16 protein-coding genes are annotated in these 18,939 nt (G+C 73.7%); 8 read left to right on the top strand and 8 right to left on the bottom strand.

What is annotated here, in order from left to right; all coding sequences use genetic code 11:
* Positions 1-103: 103 nt before the first annotated feature.
* From NP048_RS07805 to NP048_RS07820, 4 genes are all read right to left on the bottom strand, one after another.
* Positions 104-2,200: a CotH kinase family protein gene (locus tag NP048_RS07805; protein WP_227577632.1), complete on the bottom strand. Its 2,097-nt coding sequence runs from the start codon at positions 2,198-2,200 to the stop codon at positions 104-106.
* 23 nt (positions 2,201-2,223) lie between these two features.
* On the bottom strand, positions 2,224-3,030 hold the full coding sequence (locus NP048_RS07810) for a polyphosphate polymerase domain-containing protein (RefSeq protein WP_227577633.1): 807 nt from the start codon (positions 3,028-3,030) through the stop codon (positions 2,224-2,226).
* Entirely contained in the window at positions 3,027-3,641 is a 615-nt protein-coding gene (locus tag NP048_RS07815; RefSeq protein WP_227577634.1) for a DUF4956 domain-containing protein, read from the bottom strand. The genes NP048_RS07810 and NP048_RS07815 overlap by 4 nt, the downstream gene beginning before the upstream one ends.
* A 183-nt stretch (positions 3,642-3,824) precedes the next feature.
* Positions 3,825-6,077 (bottom strand): HelD family protein, encoded by a 2,253-nt coding sequence (locus NP048_RS07820; protein ID WP_227577635.1) that lies wholly within the window; start codon positions 6,075-6,077, stop codon positions 3,825-3,827.
* Positions 6,078-6,274: 197 nt separating this feature from the next.
* Between NP048_RS07820 and NP048_RS07825 the strand changes: the two genes are divergently transcribed.
* The 5 genes from NP048_RS07825 to NP048_RS07845 all read left to right on the top strand — a co-directional run bounded on the left by NP048_RS07825 (position 6,275) and on the right by NP048_RS07845 (position 11,154).
* On the top strand, positions 6,275-7,492 hold the full coding sequence (locus tag NP048_RS07825; RefSeq protein ID WP_227577636.1) for a PP2C family protein-serine/threonine phosphatase: 1,218 nt from the start codon (positions 6,275-6,277) through the stop codon (positions 7,490-7,492).
* The gene (locus NP048_RS07830) at positions 7,489-9,195 is read left to right on the top strand and encodes a sensor histidine kinase (protein WP_227577637.1); all 1,707 of its coding nucleotides are present in this window, start codon (positions 7,489-7,491) and stop codon (positions 9,193-9,195) included. Before NP048_RS07825 ends, NP048_RS07830 begins: the two co-directional genes overlap by 4 nt.
* Before the next feature lies 1 nt (position 9,196).
* Positions 9,197-9,634, top strand: a complete 438-nt coding sequence (locus NP048_RS07835) for a response regulator (protein WP_227577638.1) — start codon at positions 9,197-9,199, stop codon at positions 9,632-9,634.
* Between the two features lie 77 nt (positions 9,635-9,711).
* The gene (locus tag NP048_RS07840; RefSeq protein WP_227577639.1) at positions 9,712-10,656 is read left to right on the top strand and encodes a proteasome assembly chaperone family protein; all 945 of its coding nucleotides are present in this window, start codon (positions 9,712-9,714) and stop codon (positions 10,654-10,656) included.
* Between the two features lie 294 nt (positions 10,657-10,950).
* Positions 10,951-11,154 carry a cold-shock protein gene (locus NP048_RS07845; RefSeq protein WP_013116812.1) on the top strand — a complete coding sequence of 68 codons (204 nt, stop codon included), beginning with the start codon at positions 10,951-10,953 and terminating at the stop codon, positions 11,152-11,154.
* Between the two features lie 81 nt (positions 11,155-11,235).
* Here NP048_RS07845 and NP048_RS07850 read toward each other — a convergent pair whose 3' ends face one another.
* Positions 11,236-12,138 (bottom strand): spermidine synthase, encoded by a 903-nt coding sequence (locus NP048_RS07850; protein ID WP_372456829.1) that lies wholly within the window; start codon positions 12,136-12,138, stop codon positions 11,236-11,238.
* A gap of 153 nt (positions 12,139-12,291) precedes the next feature.
* Here NP048_RS07850 and NP048_RS07855 point away from each other — a divergent pair, with 153 nt between their 5' ends.
* Complete coding sequence (locus NP048_RS07855) at positions 12,292-12,732, top strand: SAV_6107 family HEPN domain-containing protein (protein ID WP_227577641.1); 441 nt, start codon at positions 12,292-12,294, stop codon at positions 12,730-12,732.
* Between the two features lie 149 nt (positions 12,733-12,881).
* Positions 12,882-13,280 (top strand): SCO2097 family morphological protein, encoded by a 399-nt coding sequence (locus tag NP048_RS07860; protein ID WP_227577642.1) that lies wholly within the window; start codon positions 12,882-12,884, stop codon positions 13,278-13,280.
* Positions 13,281-13,301: 21 nt separating this feature from the next.
* Here NP048_RS07860 and NP048_RS07865 read toward each other — a convergent pair whose 3' ends face one another.
* Genes NP048_RS07865 through NP048_RS07875 form a run of 3 tightly spaced genes read right to left on the bottom strand, consistent with a single transcriptional unit; the run spans position 13,302 to position 17,889 of the window.
* Positions 13,302-15,626: a transglutaminase TgpA family protein gene (locus tag NP048_RS07865; RefSeq protein WP_227577643.1), complete on the bottom strand. Its 2,325-nt coding sequence runs from the start codon at positions 15,624-15,626 to the stop codon at positions 13,302-13,304.
* Positions 15,623-16,891 (bottom strand): DUF58 domain-containing protein, encoded by a 1,269-nt coding sequence (locus NP048_RS07870; protein ID WP_227577644.1) that lies wholly within the window; start codon positions 16,889-16,891, stop codon positions 15,623-15,625. Before NP048_RS07870 ends, NP048_RS07865 begins: the two co-directional genes overlap by 4 nt.
* Positions 16,891-17,889, bottom strand: coding sequence for an AAA family ATPase (locus NP048_RS07875; RefSeq protein ID WP_227577645.1), 999 nt, complete (start codon positions 17,887-17,889; stop codon positions 16,891-16,893). The genes NP048_RS07870 and NP048_RS07875 overlap by 1 nt, the downstream gene beginning before the upstream one ends.
* 504 nt (positions 17,890-18,393) lie before the next feature.
* On the opposite strand from NP048_RS07875, the gene mraZ reads away from it, so the two are divergent.
* Positions 18,394-18,867 (top strand): division/cell wall cluster transcriptional repressor MraZ, encoded by a 474-nt coding sequence (mraZ, locus tag NP048_RS07880; RefSeq protein ID WP_227577646.1) that lies wholly within the window; start codon positions 18,394-18,396, stop codon positions 18,865-18,867.
* Positions 18,868-18,939: the final 72 nt, after the last annotated feature.

The raw sequence follows: 18,939 nt of genomic DNA on the forward strand, positions 1-18,939 counted from the left end.
TGGTGCTCCCGTCCCGTGCCGTGGACCAAAGTCGTCCCGAAGGACGGACGAGACCGCCCAGGGTCGCAGCAGCGGTCCCGGGCGGTCCCCTCCGGCCGGGTCGTCAGGCGGCTGTGCAGGTCAGCGTGGGGCTGCCGCCCGTCCCCGACCCGATGAACCCGAACGTGGTGGACGCGCGGGGGCCGAGCGCCCCGTTCCACGCCACGTTGCGTGCCGTCAGCGTCGTCCCGGTGCCGGTGAGCGACGCGTTCCACGACTGGTTGACACCGACGCCCGCGGGCAGGCCGAGCGTGACGGTCCAGGCGGTGAGCGCCGTCGCACCGGCCGTGACGGTGACCTCACCCTGGAAGCCGCCGGGCCACGACGAGACCGCCCGGTAGGTCGCGGTGCAGGCCTGGCCCGGCGCGGCCGTGGGTGTCGGTGACGCGCTCGGGGTCGGTGACGCGCTCGGGGTGGGTGACGCGGTGGGCGTGGGTGAGGCGCTCGCGGTCGGCGTCGCGGTGACGGTGGGTGACGCCGTCGGGGTCGGGGAGCTCGTCGGCGTGGGGACCGGGTCGGTCGGTCCACCCCAGGCCGCGGCCGTGTCGAGCCAGGCGGCGCGTCGCAGCATCCAGTCCTGCATGGACGACACCTGCCCGCTCCAGGAGCCGGCGGTGGGCGTGATGAACGGCCCGATCATCTGGGTCGACAGGTTGGGGTAGCGCTGGAAGTTGCGTGCGGCCGCACCGGACAACGGGGCCGTGAGCGTCGACACGCGCGAGCGCAGCGACGCGTCGGTCAGCGGTCCGCGACGCAGCTCCTGCCACCGCACCTTGACCCGGTTGACGAACGTCGGGTCGCTCATGAGCACCGTGAACCAGTCGGTCGGGGGGTTCTGGCGCGTCTGCTGGTACTGCCAGCCGGACACCTGGTCGTTCTGGAAGTACCCGCCCACCCCGAGCGTGAGGTCGAAGTCCCAGAGCGGCCCGGCGGTCAGCAGACCGCCGCGGTCCTTGTAGAAGTACTGGCTGCGGTAGTAGGCGTCCATGTCGCGGCTGAGCTCGTTGACGATCACCAGGTCGACGAACGAGTCGACGTCGATCAGCGACGGGTACCCCGTCGTCGGGTCGGCGCTGTTCGGCGAGTGGATCGCGTCGTTCACCCGGCCGACGTACGTGGCGATGTAGTCCAGCTGGGCGGGCTCGAGGTCGTCGGGGTCGTGGACCTCCAGGTCCGTCCAGCACCTCGACGTGCCCTTGCACGGCACCAGGGGCTGCTCGGACGCGAGCCACTCGAACTTGATGATGTAGCCGCCCTCGACCTTCGGAGGCGTCACGTCCTCGGGGTCGAGCTTCTTGAGGTCCAGCCGGTTCTTCTGGTTCTTGATGGTCTCCTCGAGCATGTACACGCCGCGGTAGTCGTTCGCGGCGAGGGGCTGGGCGTCGTCGTTCACGTACACCTCGACCAGCCGGTAGCGCGGTGCGTGCAGCCCCATCTCGCGCCCGAGGTCGAGCATGAGCGCCTCGCGCACCAGCGACTTGTCGGCGAACGGCCCGCGCAGCACCCAGTCGGACTCGGCCGGCATGCCGAAGAAGGGCAGGTCGTTGTCGTCGCCGGCGTTGTCCCACAGCTCGAGGCGGTACGGCTTCTTGTCGAACATGCGGCTGGACTGCCCGCGCAGCCGGTAACCGGCCCGCGTGACGAGCGCCGGGTCCGCCGTCAGGGTGGTGGAGCCGCCCTGCGGCTGCAGCTCGATGACGGCGGACCCGTGGTAGTCGTCGCCGACGGCGCCCTTGCCGAAGGAGTCGAGCACCAGCACCGGCAGGTCGTGGCTCGTCGTGACGTTCGTCGCGACGTACTGCGCGGACCCCGGCTCGCCGGTGGCGGTGCCCCCGACGAACGCCTGGGCCCGCACCTCGGTGCTGCGGGACAGGCTCAGCGGCCCGGAGGCGACGGGGGAGGACGCGGTGGGCGCCGAGCCGTCCGTCGTGTACCGGACCTGGGCTCCCGTGACCGACGTCCCCAGCGTGACCTGCAGCGTCCCGGTGAAGGCCTTGCTCGGTACGGAGAAGGTCACGTCGCCGGCCAGGCCGGTGTCGACGGCCGTCGCCGCGGCTGCGGGTGCCGGCGTACCGGTGGCGGCCGACGGGGCGAGCAGGGGGATCGCCAGCGCACTGGCCAGCACCCCCGCCGTGAGAGTGCGGACTGTCCGTCGTGACATCGTCGTCTCCTCGGTGGGGTGCGTCAGCTGTGCGCGTACGCCTCGACGGCGTCCATGCTGTACGGCAGGAGGTGGCGGCGCAGCGTGCGCCGCCACCGGGTTGCGGGCAGCTCGGGCCGCAGGGCGGCCAGGCCCGTCGCGTACTTCGAGATGCTCAGCGGGCGGTGACCGTGCGCCCACAGCAGGCGGTCGGCGGCGGACGCCGTCGAGCCCGTCTTCGTCTCGACGACCGCGAGCCCCTGCAGCCGCAGGGGTCGGTTCCCGTCGTGCCAGAGCAGGTCGACGTCGACCGTCAGCCGGCTGTCGGAGTCCGGCAGGAGGATCGTGGCCCGTCGGTACCGGGTCATGAGAGTCGGCACCCAGGACATCGACTCGGCCCTCGCGATGCCGTGCGCCGCGAGGGTCGCGGTCACGAACGGCGACGCGGGGTCGACCGTGGTGCGGGCGTCGAGCAGGTGGGGCACCCGGTCCTTGATCGTCGTGCCGCGTGCTCCCCGGGTCTTCACCTCGATCCAGCACTGCGCCGAGTCCACGTAGGTGCGGGTGCGGACCTTGAAGCGCCGTCGCCGTCGGTGGGCCGCGAGGTGGTAGGCGAGGAGGTCGGGCGTGTCGAAGTACACGGACTCGTACTCGAACAGGCGCCGCGAGGCGATCTCCAGCACCTGCGCGTCGCGTGGGAGGGTGCGGACGAGGGAGCCGACGTCGTCGAGGGGCACCAGGTACTTGCGGTCGACGCGCGTCAGCAGCTCCGCGCGTTCGACCAGCTCCTCGAGGCCCACGGGGACGAGCCGGGCGACGGGGTCCTCGAGCAGGTCGCTCCCTGCCGTCACGAGGCGGCTCCCGTCGTCGAGGCCCGGGCGGTCTCGCGCGGGGTCTGCACGTGCCCGCGCCGACGTGCGGGCGGCACCGTCTCGTAGCGGACGTCGACCCACGTGGTGTCGTTGACGAGGTCCACGCGCTGCACGGCCACGTGGTGGACGCGCGCGCCCAGCATGCCCTCGAGACGGGCCACCAGCGCGACGCGGTCCAGCACGGCGCCGTCGAGCACGAGCTCCTGGCGCTGGTGGCGCCGCATGACGCGGGGATGGTCGGCGACGAGCACCGCGACCAGCAGGAGGGCCATGAAGGCGAGCGAGTGCCACAGCACCGGTCCCGGCAGCGCTCCCAGGATGCCGAGCGCGAGCGCGGCGAAGTAGTAGGCGACCTCGCGCTGGTCGATCTCCGTCGAGCGCAGCCGGATGATCGACAGGACGCCGAACAGCCCGAGGCCGAGACCCGCGCCGATCGTCGCGGAACCCAGCGTCGAGGCGACGGCGAGCACGCCGACGTTCACGCCGAGGAACGCGACGACGAGGTCCCGGCGGCGGTGCCGGCGGAAGTAGGTCCACGTCAGCAGGGCGATGCCGGCGACGTCCGCGCCGATGAGCACGAGCTGGTCCATGTGCGGTGATCCCCCTGGTGACTCCTGCGCGGTCGTGTCACCCCGGTGAACGCCGGGTGAACGCCCGGGGCAGGGCAGGACCATGGGGTCGTCGGCGCGCCGACGTCAATCGGGCTAAACGTTTGCCATGACGATGTGACGATAAGCCGTGACCGCCCTCGTGAGACGTCCTGGACGGACGTCTCACGAGGGGTCGACGAAGCCCTCGGGGAGGTCCCGGGCGTGCAGCACGTGCAGGGCGTGCGTCGGTCGGGTCATCGCGACGTAGAGGTCGCCGGCGGAGGCCGCCAGCACCTGCGCCGGCTCGACGAGCACCACGACGTCGAACTCGAGGCCCTTCGACTGCGCGGGCGTGAGGACGACGAGGGGGGCCTGCAGGTCGACCACGTCACCCACCGGGACGGCGCGTCCCGCGGCTGCCAGGGCGGCTCGGACCTGGGCAGCCTGGTCCGCGGTCGCCACGACCGCGACACGTCCCGCGCCCGCGGCGTCCGCGACCTCGACCGCCAACCTGTCGGCGGCCCTGGCCGCGGCCGTGGCGAGCTGCTCCGCGTCGGTCACGCGCTCGAAGGTCAGGGCGTCGGGGACGTCCCGCGCCGACGTCTGCGGGCTCACGGGGAGCCCGGCGGCCAGGGCGACGCGTCGGGCAGCGGCCGCGACGACCGCAGGGGTCCGGTAGTTCACCGTCAGCTCGGCCATCCGCCACGAACCGCGCAGCAGCGGGTCGAGCATGGCCGCCCAGTCGTGGGTGCCGCCCGGCGCGGACGTCTGCGCCACGTCTCCCACGATCGTCAGGGACCGGGTGGGCACCCGTCGCAGTAGCGCGCGCCACGCCATCGAGGACAGCTCCTGCGCCTCGTCCACGACCACGTGGCCGTAGGTCCACGTCCGGTCCGCCGCCGCGCGCTCCGCGGTGGTCAGCGACGGGCCGGTGCTCGCGAAACGACCGGCGAGCGCCTCGGCCGACACCAGGTCGCCGGCGCCCGTCGAGCGCAGCACCTGGCGGGCGTACTCGACCTCGGCGGCCTGGCGCTCCGCGTCCGCGCGGGCCTGTGCACGGGCCGCCTGGTCGTCCTCACCGAGCAGCTCCGCAGCCTCGTCGAGCAGCGGCACGTCCGCCGGCGTCCACGGTGCGTCGGCCGGCCGGGCCAGCGCGGCCCGCTCGTCCGCGGACAGCTGGGGTGCCGCGGCCTCCAGGCGGTGCGGCTTGGTCCACAGGTCCGTGAGGAGCCCCTGCGGCGTCAACGGCATCCACGCGAGGTTCAGGGCGATGCGGATCTCGCGGGTCGTCCGCAGGTCCTCGATGATCTCCGCGCGGTCCTCGGGCGGCACGTCCCACCCGAGCTGCTGGACGTACTGCTCGGCGAGCCGGGCGAGCATGTCGCGGACGAACGTCACGCGCGCCTGGTTGTGCGGACGGTTCTGGCGGCGTGCCCGGGCGATCGCGGCGGCGACGTCCTGGGGGCGCACGACGACCGTCCGCCCGTCGACACGGACGCGCGTGGCGCGCTGCGGGACGCGCTGACGCTGCCGGACCGCACGCCGGACGACGCTCGCCATGACGGCGCTGCCCTTGAGGCGCGCGACCTCGGCCGGCTCCGTCCCGCGCGCCTCGACGCCCGGGTAGAGGTCGGCGATCGTCGCGGTGACGACGCCGGTCTCGCCCAGGGACGGCAGCACCTGGTCGATGTAGCGCAGGAAGGTGCGCGTCGGCCCGACCATGAGCACGCCGGAACGTTCCAGGAGCCGGCGGTGCGCGTAGAGCAGGTACGCTGCGCGGTGCAGCGCCACGGCGGTCTTGCCGGTGCCAGGCCCGCCCTGCACGACGAGCGCGCCCGTCAGCGGCGAGCGGATGACCGCGTCCTGCTCGGCCTGGATCGTCGCGACGATGTCGCCCATCCGGCCGGTGCGTGCGGCGCCCAGCGCGGCCAGCAGCGCACCCTCGCCCGAGGCCCCGGCCAGCGACGCCGGGTCGATGCCGGCCTCGGCGAGCGCGTCGAGGTCGAGCACGTCGTCCTCGAGGCCCGTCACACGTCGACCCGCGGTGACCAGGTGGCGGCGTCGCACGACACCGTCGGGGTGCGCAGCCGTCGCCCGGTAGAACGCCTGGGCGGCAGGGGCGCGCCAGTCGGTGAGCAACGACGTCTGCTCCTCGTCGTTCAGCCCGATGCGCCCGATGTACCGGCACTCGCCGTCCCGCAGGTCGAGGCGCCCGAACGCCAGACGGTCCTCCACCGACTCCAGCTGCGCGAGCCTGTCCTCGTACAGCGTCGCGAAGGCGTCGCGCTCGGAGCGGTTCTGGGGCGAGCCCGACGGTCCGGCGCGTCGCACGGCCGCGAGGCGTCGGCGTGACTGCTCGCGGAGCTCGTCGAGACGTCGGTACAGCCCGTCGACGACCTGCTGCTCGCCCTTGAGCTCGCTGTCGATCGATGCCACCGCCCGCACCCCTCCAGGCGCCGGGTCGCACGCCCGGTCGCGACGCCCCGAACGGTCTCGTGGCGCCCCGCCCTCACGGGCGACCGTCCATTATCCGCCGTCGCCACCCGTGCGTGGCACGAAACGACGCGCGCTCAGCAGTACGTCTCCGAACCGCTCCTGCCTTACAGTGCGTCGACACCGACGAAGGGACGGACGTGCACGGCTCTGAGGCGCCCGAGAAGGACGTGCAGTCCGGTGCACCCGGCGACGACGGCAAGCCCCTGCGCATCCTCGTGGTCGAGGACGACGAGGGCGACGCGGTGCTCGTGCGCGAGCACCTCCAGGACGGCGGCCTGTCGCACGAGACGGTGTGGGTGCGCACGGTGGACGAGGCGTTGATGCACCTCGACGCCGACTGCGTCCTGCTCGACCTGGGCCTGCCGGACGCGACGGGGCTCGGCGCCCTGCAGCGCGTGCTCGCGGCGGGCGCACCGCCCGTCGTCGTCCTGACGGGACTGACCGGGACGGACGCCGGCATCGAGGCCGTTGCCGCGGGGGCGCAGGACTTCCTCGTCAAGAGCGACGTCGAGCCCGGTCTGCTGGCCCGGGCCGTGCGGTACGCCGTGCAGCGCCGTCGTCTCGACGACACGGGCCGCGCCCTCTACCGGAGCCTCGTCCGCGCAGCGGAGACGACCCGTCTGGAGCGTGCGCTGCTGCCGACGCCGGCCGTGACGGACGACCGGCTGGAGGTCCGCGTCGGGTACCGCGCGGGCCGTGACGGGCTGCTCGGCGGCGACTTCTACGACGTCGTGGAACGCCCCGACGGGTCCGTCCTGGCCATGGTGGGCGACGTGTGCGGCCATGGCCCCGACGCGGCCGCGCTGGGTGCGACCCTGCGCACGGCATGGCGCACGCTGGTGCTCGCCGAGATCCCCGCCGACGACATCCTCGGCCTGCTCGAGCGTGTCCTGGCGGCGGAGCGCTCGCAGCCGGAGATCTTCACGACGGTCTCGATGCTCGCCGTGCAGCCCGACCGGCGCCGTGCGGACCTGTACCTGGCGGGGCACCCCGTCCCGCTGCGTCTGGGACCACCCGCGGTCCTGCTCCCCGCCGGTCAGCGGGGGCGGGCCCTCGGCATCCCGGTGGGCGGCGGCTGGCCCGCGCAGCGGCTCGACCTCGGCGAGTCCTGGCGCCTGCTGCTCTACACCGACGGGGTTCTCGAGGCCACGGTCGGGGACGGGACCAGGCGGCTCGGCAAGGCCGGGCTCCTCGAGGTCGTCGACCGGACGGTGCGCGGAGTGGTCGAGACGGACGGCGACGTCCGGCCCGACGAGGACCCCGTGCTGGGGCGGATGCTCTCCGGTGTGCGTGCGCTGCACGGCGGAGACCTCGTCGACGACGCGGCCGTCGTGCTGATCGGGTGGGACGGATGAGCCCGGCGACGGTCGGAGCCTCGCCCCGAGGTGCCACGACGCTGCGACGCCGCCTGACGCTGCTGCTGGTGACCGCGGGCGCGCTGCTGGGCGTCGTGCTGGTGCTGGCGGGGTTCGTTCTCGCGCGGACCCTGGCGGCCCAGCAGGAGGTGACCGATCTGTACTTCGAGGCGGTGACCGGCGCGGACGCCGCGTACACGCGCCTGCTGGACGCCGAGACCTCGGTCCGCGGCTTCGCGCTCACCGGCAACGAGATCAGCCTCGAGCCGTACGAGAGGTCGCTCGAGTCCGAGGTCTCGTTCACGATGCTGGCCTCGGAGCTGGAGCAGGACGCGCCCGACGCCGACCTCGTCGCGAAGGCGCGGGCCGCTGCGGCAGCCGCCGAACGGTGGCACCAGGACTTCGCCGCACCGCTGGTCGCCGAGGTGCGCGAGGGAGGGACGGGCGCCGTCACGCCGCAGGACGTCGAGGCGGGCCAGGTGCTGTTCGACGACGCGCGGGCCGCGGTCGAGTCCTACGTGCAGGAGGTCCGCACCAGCCGGGCGGGCGCGGTGTCCGAGCTGGCGAGGTGGACGTCGGCGACCGGGGCCCTCGTGCTGCTGCTCGTCCTCGCGGCCGTCGTGGCAGGGGCGTCGTTGTGGTTCGCGCTGCGCCGGTGGGTCCTGGTGCCGGTGACACAGCTCGGTCAGGCGAGCCGCGCCGTGACGGAGGGTGATCTCAGCCAGGTCGTGCGTGTCGAGGGGCCCGGCGAGCTCGAGGAGCTGGCGGCCGACGTCGAGCAGATGCGGCTCGGTCTGGTCACGCAGCTCGCCGAGCTGCGCTCGTCCCGCCAGGAGATATCCGACGCGCACCAGCGGCTCACCGAGCAGGCCGAGGAGCTGCGTCGCTCGAACCGCGACCTCGAGCAGTTCGCGTACGTGGCGTCGCACGACCTGCAGGAGCCGCTGCGCAAGGTCGCCAGCTTCACGCAGCTCCTGCAGAAGCGCTACGGCGGTCAGCTCGACGAGCGCGCGGACCAGTACATCGACTTCGCGGTCGACGGGGCCAAGCGCATGCAGCGGCTCATCCAGGACCTGCTCGGGTTCTCTCGCGTCGGCCGCGTCGGGGGCGAGGTCGTCGACGTCGACCTCGCAGCGGCGCTCCAGCGCGCGCAGGACCAGCTCTCGGAGCGGATCGAGGAAGCGGGTGCCGTCGTCACGCACGGCGACCTGCCCGTGGTCCGCGCCGAGGAGCCGCTGATCGTCCAGCTCTTCCAGAACCTCGTCGGGAACGCCGTGAAGTTCCGGCACCCCGACCGTGCTCCGCGGGTGCACGTCTCGGCGCGCCGGGTCGACGGCGCCTGGGAGATCGAGGCGCGGGACAACGGGATCGGCATCGACCCGCAGTACGTCGAGCGGGTCTTCGTGATCTTCCAGCGCCTGCACGCCAAGGACGTCTACGAGGGCACGGGCATCGGGCTGGCACTGTGCAAGAAGATCGTCGAGTACCACGGCGGCCGCATCTGGATCCCGCAGACCGACGGCGAGGGCACCACCGTCCGGTGGACGCTGCCGGTGACCGCGGACGAGACCCCGGCCACCGGGAGCGACACGCTCGACGGCGAGGACACACCCGAGGGCGGGCGCGAGACGCCCGCGGACGGGGACGAGACGCTCGTCGGCGGGCACGACGTGCCGGCTGACGGAAACGAGAGACGGAGCTGACATGTCGGAGCAGAAGGTGATCGACGTCCTGCTGGTCGAGGACGACCCGGGAGACGTCCTCATGACGCGCGAGGCGTTTGAGCACAACAAGGTGCGCAACCGCCTGTCGGTGGTGGCCGACGGCGTCAGTGCGCTGCAGTTCCTCCGCAAGGAGGGCGAGCACGCGGACGCCCCGACGCCGGACCTCGTGCTGCTCGACCTCAACCTGCCGCGGATGGACGGTCGGGAGGTCCTCGAGGCGATGAAGTCCGACGAGCGGATGCGCTCCATCCCGGTGGTCGTCCTGACGACGTCCGAAGCCGAGGAGGACGTCGTGCGCAGCTACTCGCTGCACGCCAACGCCTACGTGACCAAGCCCGTGGACTTCGACCGCTTCATCGACGTGGTGCGCCAGATCGACGAGTTCTTCGTCGAGGTCGTGCGCCTGCCCGGCCGCTGACGCGCAGGTCCGGGGAAGAGACCCGGCGGCGGAGGCGTTGTACCACTCGACCGCAGACGAGAGGCGAGTGGACATCGATGCTTGACCCCCGGGACATCTACGACGTGGACGTCGACGCGGCCGAGCGTGTGGACGCCGCGGCCCGCAACGGCGCCGCGCCCGTTCTGGTGCACGCCCTGCAGGGATTCGTCGATGCCGGGCACGCCGGCCAGGTCGCCGTCGAGCACCTCGTCGGCATGGGCCCCAGCCGCCGGCTGGTGACGTTCGACGTCGACCAGCTCGTCGACTACCGCTCACGTCGGCCTGTCATGACGTTCGACTCCGGGTGGACGCACTACGCGGCCCCCGAGCTCGCAGTCGACCTGCTCGAGGACGCCCAGGGCGTGCCGTACCTGCTGCTGCACGGCGTCGAGCCGGACACGCAGTGGGAGCGGTGGGTCGCGGCGGTGCGACAGGTCGTGGAGCGGTTCGACGTGCCCCTCGTCGTCGGCCTGCACGGCATCCCCATGGCGGTGCCGCACACGCGGCCCGTGTCCGTGACGGCGCACGCGACGCGCCCCGAGCTCGTCGCGGACCACACGTCGTTCTTCGGCACCGTCCAGGTGCCGGGCAGCGCCTCGGCACTGCTCGAGATGCGCCTGGGGGAGTCGGGGCACGACGCGATGGGCTTCGCGGTGCACGTGCCGCACTACCTCGCGCAGGCACCGTTCCCCAGCGCCGGCCTCGCCGGGCTGCGCCACGTGGAGCGTGCCACGGGGCTCGACCTCGGGCTCGCCGCGCTCCAGCCGGCGGCGGCGGAGTCGCTGCGCGAGATCGAGCGGCAGGTCGAGGGCTCGACCGAGGTCGCCGCGGTCGTGCAGGCCCTCGAGGAGCAGTACGACGCGTTCACGCGCAGCGTCGGGCGGACCAGCCTGCTGGCGCAGGCGACCGACCTGCCGACGGCCGAGGAGATCGGTGCGGAGCTCGAGAGGTTCCTCGCCGAGCAGGCGGAGCCGCCCGACGGCGGTGACGGGACGGCCTGACGGGCCGGGTCCGGTCCGCTGTCGTGACCGGATCGTTGTCGAGGCGAGCGGGACGGACGTCCACGTCGGCGTGGCGTACGCCACATCGGTCGTGCAAGGATGCAGCCGTTGCAGTGACGTACGGACGCTCGACCGGTCTGCTGCCCGTCTCCCTTCGGGGTTCGCGGGTGCGAGGCTCCCTCGGGTCCCCGGAGCGGCGGGGACCGGACCACCCGGTGCTGGACGTGAGCGCTGCGGCACGCTGCGGGCATCGGGCCCGTGGTGGTCACCCGGTGGGACAGAAGGATGCGGGACATGGCACAGGGCGCGGTCAAGTGGTTCAACGCCGAGAAGGGCTTCGGGTTCATCGCCCAGGACGACGGCGGCGCCGACGTCTTCGTCCACTACTCGGCCATCGACACGCAGGGTTACCGCTCGCTCGACGAGGGGCAGCGCGTGGAGTTCGAGATCACGCAGGGTCAGAAGGGTCCGCAGGCGGAGCACGTCCGCCCGCTGTGACCCGTCCCCGGTTCCGGCCGGGGTCTGCGTAGGCACAGGGCCGCACCCGCGAGGGTGCGGCCCTGTGCTGCGTCCAGGGCGTCAGTCGGGCAGCACGTCGCCGGTGACGGCGGCGGCCTGCGGGTCGCGCAGCGGTGCCGCCGCGCCCGCCAGGGCCCGCGCCTCGTCGCCGGAGAGCAGCCGGGCAGGGACGGGCAGCGTGCGCAGCCCGCGGGCCAGGCCGGCGTCGTCGAGCAGGGCGGGGTCGTCCGTGGCCACCAGCAGGAGGTTGCCGTACCGCCGGCCGCGCAGCTGGGCGGGCTCGGCCACCACCCCGACGTGCGCGAAGACGGTCGAGAGCGTGGCGAGCTCCGCCTTCGCCAGCGAGAGCGGCGGACGGTCGGCGCAGTTGGCGACGTAGACGCCCCCCGTCCGCAGCACGCGGCGGGCGTCCTGGGCGAACTCCACCGTCGTGAGGTGCGGAGGTGTGCGGTCTCCCGCGAACACGTCGCGGGCGACGACGTCGTACGTCGCGTCCGGGAGGCGGGCGAGCTCCGCGCGCGCCTCGCCCGTGCGCAGCCGCAGGCGGGGTGCGCGCGGCAGGTCGAACCACTCGCGGGCCAGCCGCGCGAGGTCGCCGTCCAGCTCGACCGCCAGCTGGCGCGCCTCGGGATACCGGTGGGCGAGCGCCCGCGCGAGAGCGCACCCGCCGGCCCCCAGGTGCAGGACCGCGAGGTCGGCGCGGCGTCCGGCGACGACCTCGACGACCGCAGCGGCCTGCTGCATGTACTCGAAGTCGAGGAGGCCGGGGTCGTCGAGGTCGACGAACGAGCTGGGGACGCCGTTCACCAGAAGCGTCGCGGCACGTGGGCGCCCGGGCTCGGGCACCACCTCGACGGTGCCCGTCGCCACCGCCACCGGCCCGTCCGGCCAGGAGGGCGCGCCCGGCGCGGACCGGGATGTCAGTGGTCGGCGGGACGATGGGTCGCGACGTCGGGCAGCCACCCCGTCACGGTACGTGGTGCCGCCCGAGATCGGCGCACGCGGGCGGTCAGCAGGAGCGTCGGACGTGCTCGGGTCCCCGAGGTATTGACGTCGTCGAACAGGTGTTCGAAGATGAGAGAGGCGGGTCGTCCGTCGCGAGAGGAGGTGGCACCGATGAGCGGTCGGCTGAGCGCACTGCACCCGTCGACGGCGCTGCCCCAGAGCGCCGAGCTGCTGAGTCGGGCCGACGCCGAGCTGCTCGCCGCGCAGTTCTCCGGGGAGCCGTGGGAGATGTTCTCGCACGCGCACCTGGCCGCGCTGCGGGCGGGTGCGGCGCTCGTCGAGGCCCGTGGTCGACCGGCGGGCCGGGGGGCGCCGCGCACGGTGTGGGGGATGCTCGACGCGGTCGCGCCGGAGCTGCACACGTTCTCGGCCCTGTTCGCGCAGGCCGCGACGCTGCGTTCGGCGGTCGACGCGGGCCGTTTCGAGCTCGTCACGCCCGCGCGGGCCGAGCGCGCCCTGTGCGCCGCGGAGGACCTCGTGGACGCCGTCCGCGACGCGCTCGCGGCGCAGGACGAGGCTCGGGTCCTGCCGTCCGCGGTCGCCGGCAGGTGAAACCCCGGGCCAGACATGCCCGGCGGTGGCGGACACCCCCGTGCGTGCCGCATGATGATCGCCCTGCCTACGGTCGCTCGACTACCACCTTGGTGCCAGCCGATCTATCCTGAGGCCACATAGTCCACCGGAGTGCGACGGGGGTCCGGATGCCACTCTCCGAGTACGAGCAGCGCGTGCTGGAGCAGATGGAGCGACAGCTCACGTCTGACGACCCTCGACTCGCCAACACGCTCACGCGACGCGGCGGGCACCGTCCCGTCACGCGCTACGTCGTCGCCGGGGTGGGGGCGGCAGCAGGGCTGCTGCTGCTCGTCATCGGCGCCGCGACGTCGCAGCCCTGGGTCGGGGCGATCGGGTTCGTCGTGATGTTCGCGGCGGTCGCGTTCGCGTTCGCCGTGCCGCGCGCCGAACGTGCCGGCCCGCAGGGCACGGTCGCCCCGGACGGCTCGGTGCGCCGGGCGTCGGCCCCCGCGTCGAAGAAGCGTGGGTTCATGTCGCGGCTCGAGGAGCGGTGGGACCGCCGCCGCGAAGGCGGCGGTCGCTGACCAGGTAGCGCGCCGCTACCGTCAGGCGCTCGTCGTGACGGGTGCCGGCGCGTCCTGAGCGAGCGCCGTGCGCACCCCGGCCCGCACCTCCTGGACCCACCGATCCAGGTCGTCCGTGCGGTGCTCGGGCGGTGACGGTGCGTAACGGGCCTGCTCGACGACGTGCGCGAGTCGTTCCAGGGCGTCACGCGCGGACGCGTCGAGCTCACGCCCGCTGCGGGCGTCCACTGCGCGCTGGACCTCGCGCACGGCACCTCGGGGACTCGTCGCGTCGGACCACCGCACGTCGGCACGCGCGAGCTCGCGCTGCAGGGCTCTCCACGCGTCCTCCGGCGTCATGACGCGTCGCCGCCGGCGGCGCACGCGGAGGACGAGGACCACCGCCGTCCCGGCCGCGAGCAGGACGAGCCCGGCCGCGATCGCCGCGGGAGCCCACGAATCGTCCTGGTCCTCGGCGGCGGGCGACGCGGTGGACGGCGCGGTGGCCGCGCCGCTCGGCAGTGCTGTCGGTCGGTTCGCCGCAAGCTCCTCGGGGACCGAGCCGGGAGCCGCGATGCCACTGAAAGGGTCCGCCCAGGCGGGGGGAGGCCCGCTCTGCGAGGCAGGCGTCGGCTCGAACCGCACCCATCCCAGCCCGTCGAAGTACAGCTCGGGCCAGGCGTGGGCGAGGCGTCCGGTGACGACGTACGTGCCGTCGTCGTTCCGCTCGCCGGGCAGGAACCCCACACCGATGCGGGACGGGATGTCGAGGGTCCGCGCCATCATCGCCATCGCCGTGGCGAACTGCACGCAGTAGCCGCGACGGTCCTCGAGGAAGTCCCACACGGCGTCGGACGAGCGGGCAGGCGGGACGCGCGTGTCGTACGTGAAGTTGGCCACCGAGCGCAGCCACGTCTGCAGGTCGAGCGCCTGGTCGTACGGACCGACGGCGTCCGCGGTCACCTCGGCCGCCAGCGCGGCGATGTCCTGGCGGTGCGCGGAGTCCGGCACCTCGGTGTACAGGTCGCTCTCGGGGGGCGTCCCGACGTCCGTGGTCCGCAGGTCCGCCGCGGTGAGCGTGGGCACCTGGACGAGCATGGAGTAGGTCAGCCCGTCGCCCGTCGACCGCTGCCCGACTACCTCGTCGCGCAGGGAGTCGTATCCCCACTGCCCGTCGACGGTGACCGTGCGCGGGAACGTGCTGACCGGAAGGCGGCGCTCCCGCAGCGCCCCCACCTCGAGGTCCACCTGGGCGAGCGTGCCGGCGGCGGGGTCGGGCGGCGTCCCGACGAGCCGCGGGTCGGACGAGAGCAACGCCGCCGGGTCCCAGATCTCCAGCGCCTCGTTCTCCGTCCGCTCCCACTGCCGTCCGTCGAACGTCGCCATCGTGAACGCGCGCAGCGGCCCGACGAGCCGCGCGTCGACGGCCGGCCCGGCGGCCGGTGCCGGGGTGGCACCCTCCGCGTCGAGCCCGAGCTCCGTCGTGTCGCTCGCGGCGGTGTCGTCCTGCGCGTCACCGGCGCCGAGCCCCTGCGGCGCGGACGGGTCGCTCACGCGGTACGTGAGCACGACCTGCGACGAGCGCATCCCGAGGCTCTCGCGCAGGTCGAGGTCGTCGCTGAGCTCCAACGGGCCCACCGGGCCGTCACCGAACGTCGGCAGTGCGAGGCTGGCCCACCCAGGGACGTCCATGATCGGTGGCCCGGCGACCATGGCGGTGCCCGCGAGCGCGACCGCGGCGGCGGTCGCGGTGCCGACACGTTGCAGCCGCCCCGCGTGCGCGTGCAGTGGCGCGGCGCCGTACGCGAGGAGGGCGAGGTAACCCGCGGCGGTCCAGAACATCGGCGCGGCGCCGGCCGGGAATCCCAGGACGATCCCCGGGACCCACAGCGCGAGGAGCGGTGGGCCGCTCACGGCCGGCACCCGCAGCGTCAGCACCGCGGCGTCGACCAGCAGGTAGACGGCGAGGCCACCGACGACGAGCAGCATCTCGCCGGGGCGCACGTCGGGCATGGGGACGAACGAGTCGTTGACGACCGCGACGCCCTGCCGTGCGGTCGCCCAGGCCCGTCCGGCGGCGTCGAGGTCGGGCAGGAACTGCGGGCGGCCCGGAGGTGCGCCGTAGCGCAGCACCAGGCCGACGAGCGCGACCGTCGCCCCCACGGCGGTCGGGGCCCACCAGCGGCGCGTGGCGGCGCGCGTGAGGGTGGTCGCCACGGCGACGACCAGCACGCCGCCGCACGCGACCGCGAACCACCGGCTGCCGGCGACCAGTCCGGTGAGCGCGAGGAGGCTGGCCCAGGTCGCCAGGACGCAGAGCGCCGTCCCGAGGACCGCGCGCGCGCCCTGCTCCGGTGTCGGGTTCATCGTCCGTTCCCCAGCAGTCGGAGCCAGCACTCGACGAGGCTCTCGTCCGTGGTGGCCTCCGCGACGCGCCAGCCGGAACGCCGCAGGACGGTCGCGGTGTGGTGCGCGTCCCGGGCGTCGCCCGCGTGACGGCCGTCGGCGCGCACGACCGCCCAGCCCTGCGCGACGTCGGCGACGTGCGCGAGCGCGCCACAGCCGGCCGCTGACAACGGCCCCACGACCGCCACGACGATCTCACCGGCGGCCTGGGTCGTGTCGAGCATCCGGACGGCGTCGAGCAGAGCGGCCTCCGCGTCGTTGGACGTGCGAGCCGGCATGAGGTCCAGTGTCAGGTCGAGGAGTGCCGCTCGCGACTCGGGTCCCTGGCGGGCGTGCACGTACGGCGACGAGTCACGCGTCGTGCCGGCGCCCGGCCCACCGCGGAAGCCGGACGCGGCGAGGCGTACGGGATGTCCGCTGTCGAGCATCGCGAGCGCGATCGAGGCCGCGAGGGAGATCGTCCACTCGGTCGCGGCCGACCGCACGGGCAGGTCGAGGAGCACGGACACGGGACGCATGCCGGCCCGCTCGTCGGACCGGACGAGCATGGTCCCGCGCCGTGCGCTCGACGTCCAGTGCACGCGGCGCAGGTCGTCGCCCTCGCGGTAGTCGCGCAGGTTGGCGTCGTCGGTCGACGGTGTCCGCGCCCCGAGCGCCACGCGGTCCGGTTCCCCGACGAGCACGTCGGACGGTGCCGGCAGCGCGACGACGGCGGGCCACACGGCGACCTGGGACTCGGGTCCGAGCGTGGTGCGCGAGCGCACGACCCCGAACGTGTCGGTCCGGGTGACGACCAGGGGCCCGAGCGGCCAGCGTCCGCGCTGCGTGGCCCGCACCGGGTAACGGACGGTGGCGTGGTCGGCACGCCGGGCGACGCGGGCGCGCAGCGCCCGACCGCCGGAGAGCTCGACGGCCGCCTGCTCGGAGAAGCGCAGCCCGGCCAGGCGTGCTCGGCCGGCGCGGTCGGTCGCGCGGATGTCGACGAGGACGTCGGCGTCCTGGCCGGCGTGCACGGGGTCGGGCCGGACCTCCCGGTGCACCTCGAGGCCGCGACGACCCCGCACGGCGTCCAGCACGATCTCAGCCAGGAAGACCGTCACCGGGACCGCGACGAGCAGGATGCCGATACGGACGAGGTCGAGCGAACCGAGCCCGATCCCGGCCTGGAGCGCGATGACGCCCGCGGCAGCGAGCGCCCAGCCGCGCGCCGTCGGACGCCGATGCATCAGCCCAGCGCGCGCCGCGCCCGGGCGACGGGCTCGGCGACGGGCAGTGGGGTGCGCGCGACGATGTCCGTGACGACGTCCTGGGTCGTGCGGCCGGAGAGTCGCGACTCCGTGCTCGGCAGCAGCCGGTGGGCCAGGACGGGGACGGCGAGCTCCTGGACGTCGTCGGGCAGGACGTGGTCGCGACCCGACATCGCGGCGAGCGACTTGGCGGCACGCAGCAGCTGGATGGAGGCGCGGGGCGAGGCCCCGAGCCGCAGACCCGCGTCGTCGCGGGACGCGGTGACCAGGCCCACGATGTACCGCTTCACGCCGGGTGCGGCGTAGAGCCTCCTCGCGACGTCGATGAAGCCCTGGATCTCGGCGGCGTCCGTGACTGGACGGAGCCGCGCGAACGGGTCCGAGTCCTCCTGCAGGTCGAGCATGTCGAGCTCGGACTCGACGCTCGGGTACCCGACGGTGAGGCGGGCCATGAAGCGGTCGCGCTGCGCCTCGGGCAGCGGGTAGGTGCCTTCCATCTCCACGGGGTTCTGCGTGGCGATCACGAGGAACGGCCGGGGCAGGGGATACGTGCGCCCGTCGACGGTCGCCTGCGCCTCCTGCATGCACTCCAGCAGCGCGGACTGCGTCTTGGGGGAGGCGCGGTTGATCTCGTCGCCGATGACGACGTGCGCGAACACCGGGCCCGGGCGGAACTCGAACTCGTGGGTCTGGGCGCGGAAGATGTTGACGCCGGTCAGGTCGCTCGGGAGCAGGTCGGGCGTGAACTGGATGCGGCCGACCGGGGCGTCGATGCTGCGCGCGATCGCCTTGGCCAGCGTGGTCTTGCCGACGCCGGGCACGTCCTCGAGGAGCAGGTGCCCCTCGGCGAGCAGGACTGCCAGCGACGTCCGGACCAGCTCGGGCCGCCCGGTGATGACCGACTCGATGCCGGCCCGCAGGCGGGTTGTGGTGTCGACGAGCCGGTCGAGCTCATCCGGTGACGGCAGTGACTGCATGGGTGCGACTCCCTTGGCGGACTGGGACGAGAGTACGCACGCTGCCGCCCGGATGGGGCGAGGTTCACCCGCTGTGCCCGGTCCCGGGCGTCCGGGGGAGGGCCTGCACCCGGACGGCCCAAGCGAGCGCGGCCCGTTCGGTGCGCGCCCCGGAACCCTCCACTTCGCTCCCCGGGGGACCCCGGCGCGTGGTCTCCGGGTGTCGCGGGACGTCGGATTGCCGTCTTGCCACCGGTTCGTCCGGGGATCTCGCGACGGCGAACGATTTCCGCCTCGAAGTGACGCGCCGAGCCCTCCACTTCCCTCCACGTCGGTGACCTGCGAAGACGCTCATCGGACGGGTGAACTTGGGGTCTTGACAAGACGGTGGTGGAGGGAAGTGGAGTACCGTGGAGGCACGTGGAGAGACCGGGAGCACCTCGTCCGCGAGGTGGTCCGCAGTGCCGGGACGGCCACGTGCGCAGGGGGCCGACGGACGTCGACGAGGACCAGGAGAGGAGTGAGGTGACGTATGACCCGACAGGTGCCTACGGCTCCTTCGCGCCCTTCCTCGGGACGTACACACCACGTCTCGACGACAAGGGACGCCTCATCCTCCCGGCGAAGTTCCGGCCGCAGCTGGCCGGCGGTCTCGTCATGACGCGCGGGCAGGAGCGCTGCCTGTTCGTGCTGCCGATGGACGAGTTCCGTCGGATGCACGACCAGCTGCGGACCGCGCCCGTCACGAGCAAGCAGGCGCGGGACTACCTGCGCGTGTTCCTGTCCGGGGCGAGCGACGAGCTCCCGGACAAGCAGGGCCGCATCTCCATCCCGCCGATGCTGCGCACGTACGCCGGCCTCGACCGGGACGTCGCCGTCATCGGCACCGGTACCCGCGTCGAGATCTGGGACCTCACCGCGTGGGAGACCTACTTGTCCGAGCAGGAGGCGGGTTACGCCGACACGACCGAGGAGGTCTTCCCGAACGGCCCGTTCTGAGCCGTCGGCCGGCCCGCTGGGCCACCGCGCACCGCACCTCCAGACCGCCCGCAGCCGCTGTTCCCTCCCCGC

It is taken from the genome of Cellulomonas xiejunii (genome assembly GCF_024508315.1).
Taxonomy (GTDB): Bacteria; Actinomycetota; Actinomycetes; order Actinomycetales; family Cellulomonadaceae; genus Cellulomonas; species Cellulomonas xiejunii.

Bases quoted from the DNA above. Each gene is read 5' to 3' on its own strand.
- NP048_RS07805 (WP_227577632.1), bottom strand. From the start codon at position 2,200: ATGTCACGACGGACAGTCCGCACTCTCACGGCGGGGGTGCTGGCCAGT.
- NP048_RS07815 (WP_227577634.1), bottom strand. From the start codon at position 3,641: ATGGACCAGCTCGTGCTCATCGGCGCGGACGTCGCCGGCATCGCCCTG.
- NP048_RS07830 (WP_227577637.1), top strand. From the start codon at position 7,489: ATGAGCCCGGCGACGGTCGGAGCCTCGCCCCGAGGTGCCACGACGCTG.
- NP048_RS07835 (WP_227577638.1), top strand. From the start codon at position 9,197: ATGTCGGAGCAGAAGGTGATCGACGTCCTGCTGGTCGAGGACGACCCG.
- NP048_RS07840 (WP_227577639.1), top strand. From the start codon at position 9,712: ATGCTTGACCCCCGGGACATCTACGACGTGGACGTCGACGCGGCCGAG.
- NP048_RS07845 (WP_013116812.1), top strand. From the start codon at position 10,951: ATGGCACAGGGCGCGGTCAAGTGGTTCAACGCCGAGAAGGGCTTCGGG.
- NP048_RS07855 (WP_227577641.1), top strand. From the start codon at position 12,292: ATGAGCGGTCGGCTGAGCGCACTGCACCCGTCGACGGCGCTGCCCCAG.
- NP048_RS07860 (WP_227577642.1), top strand. From the start codon at position 12,882: ATGCCACTCTCCGAGTACGAGCAGCGCGTGCTGGAGCAGATGGAGCGA.
- NP048_RS07865 (WP_227577643.1), bottom strand. From the start codon at position 15,626: ATGAACCCGACACCGGAGCAGGGCGCGCGCGCGGTCCTCGGGACGGCG.
- NP048_RS07870 (WP_227577644.1), bottom strand. From the start codon at position 16,891: ATGCATCGGCGTCCGACGGCGCGCGGCTGGGCGCTCGCTGCCGCGGGC.
- NP048_RS07875 (WP_227577645.1), bottom strand. From the start codon at position 17,889: ATGCAGTCACTGCCGTCACCGGATGAGCTCGACCGGCTCGTCGACACC.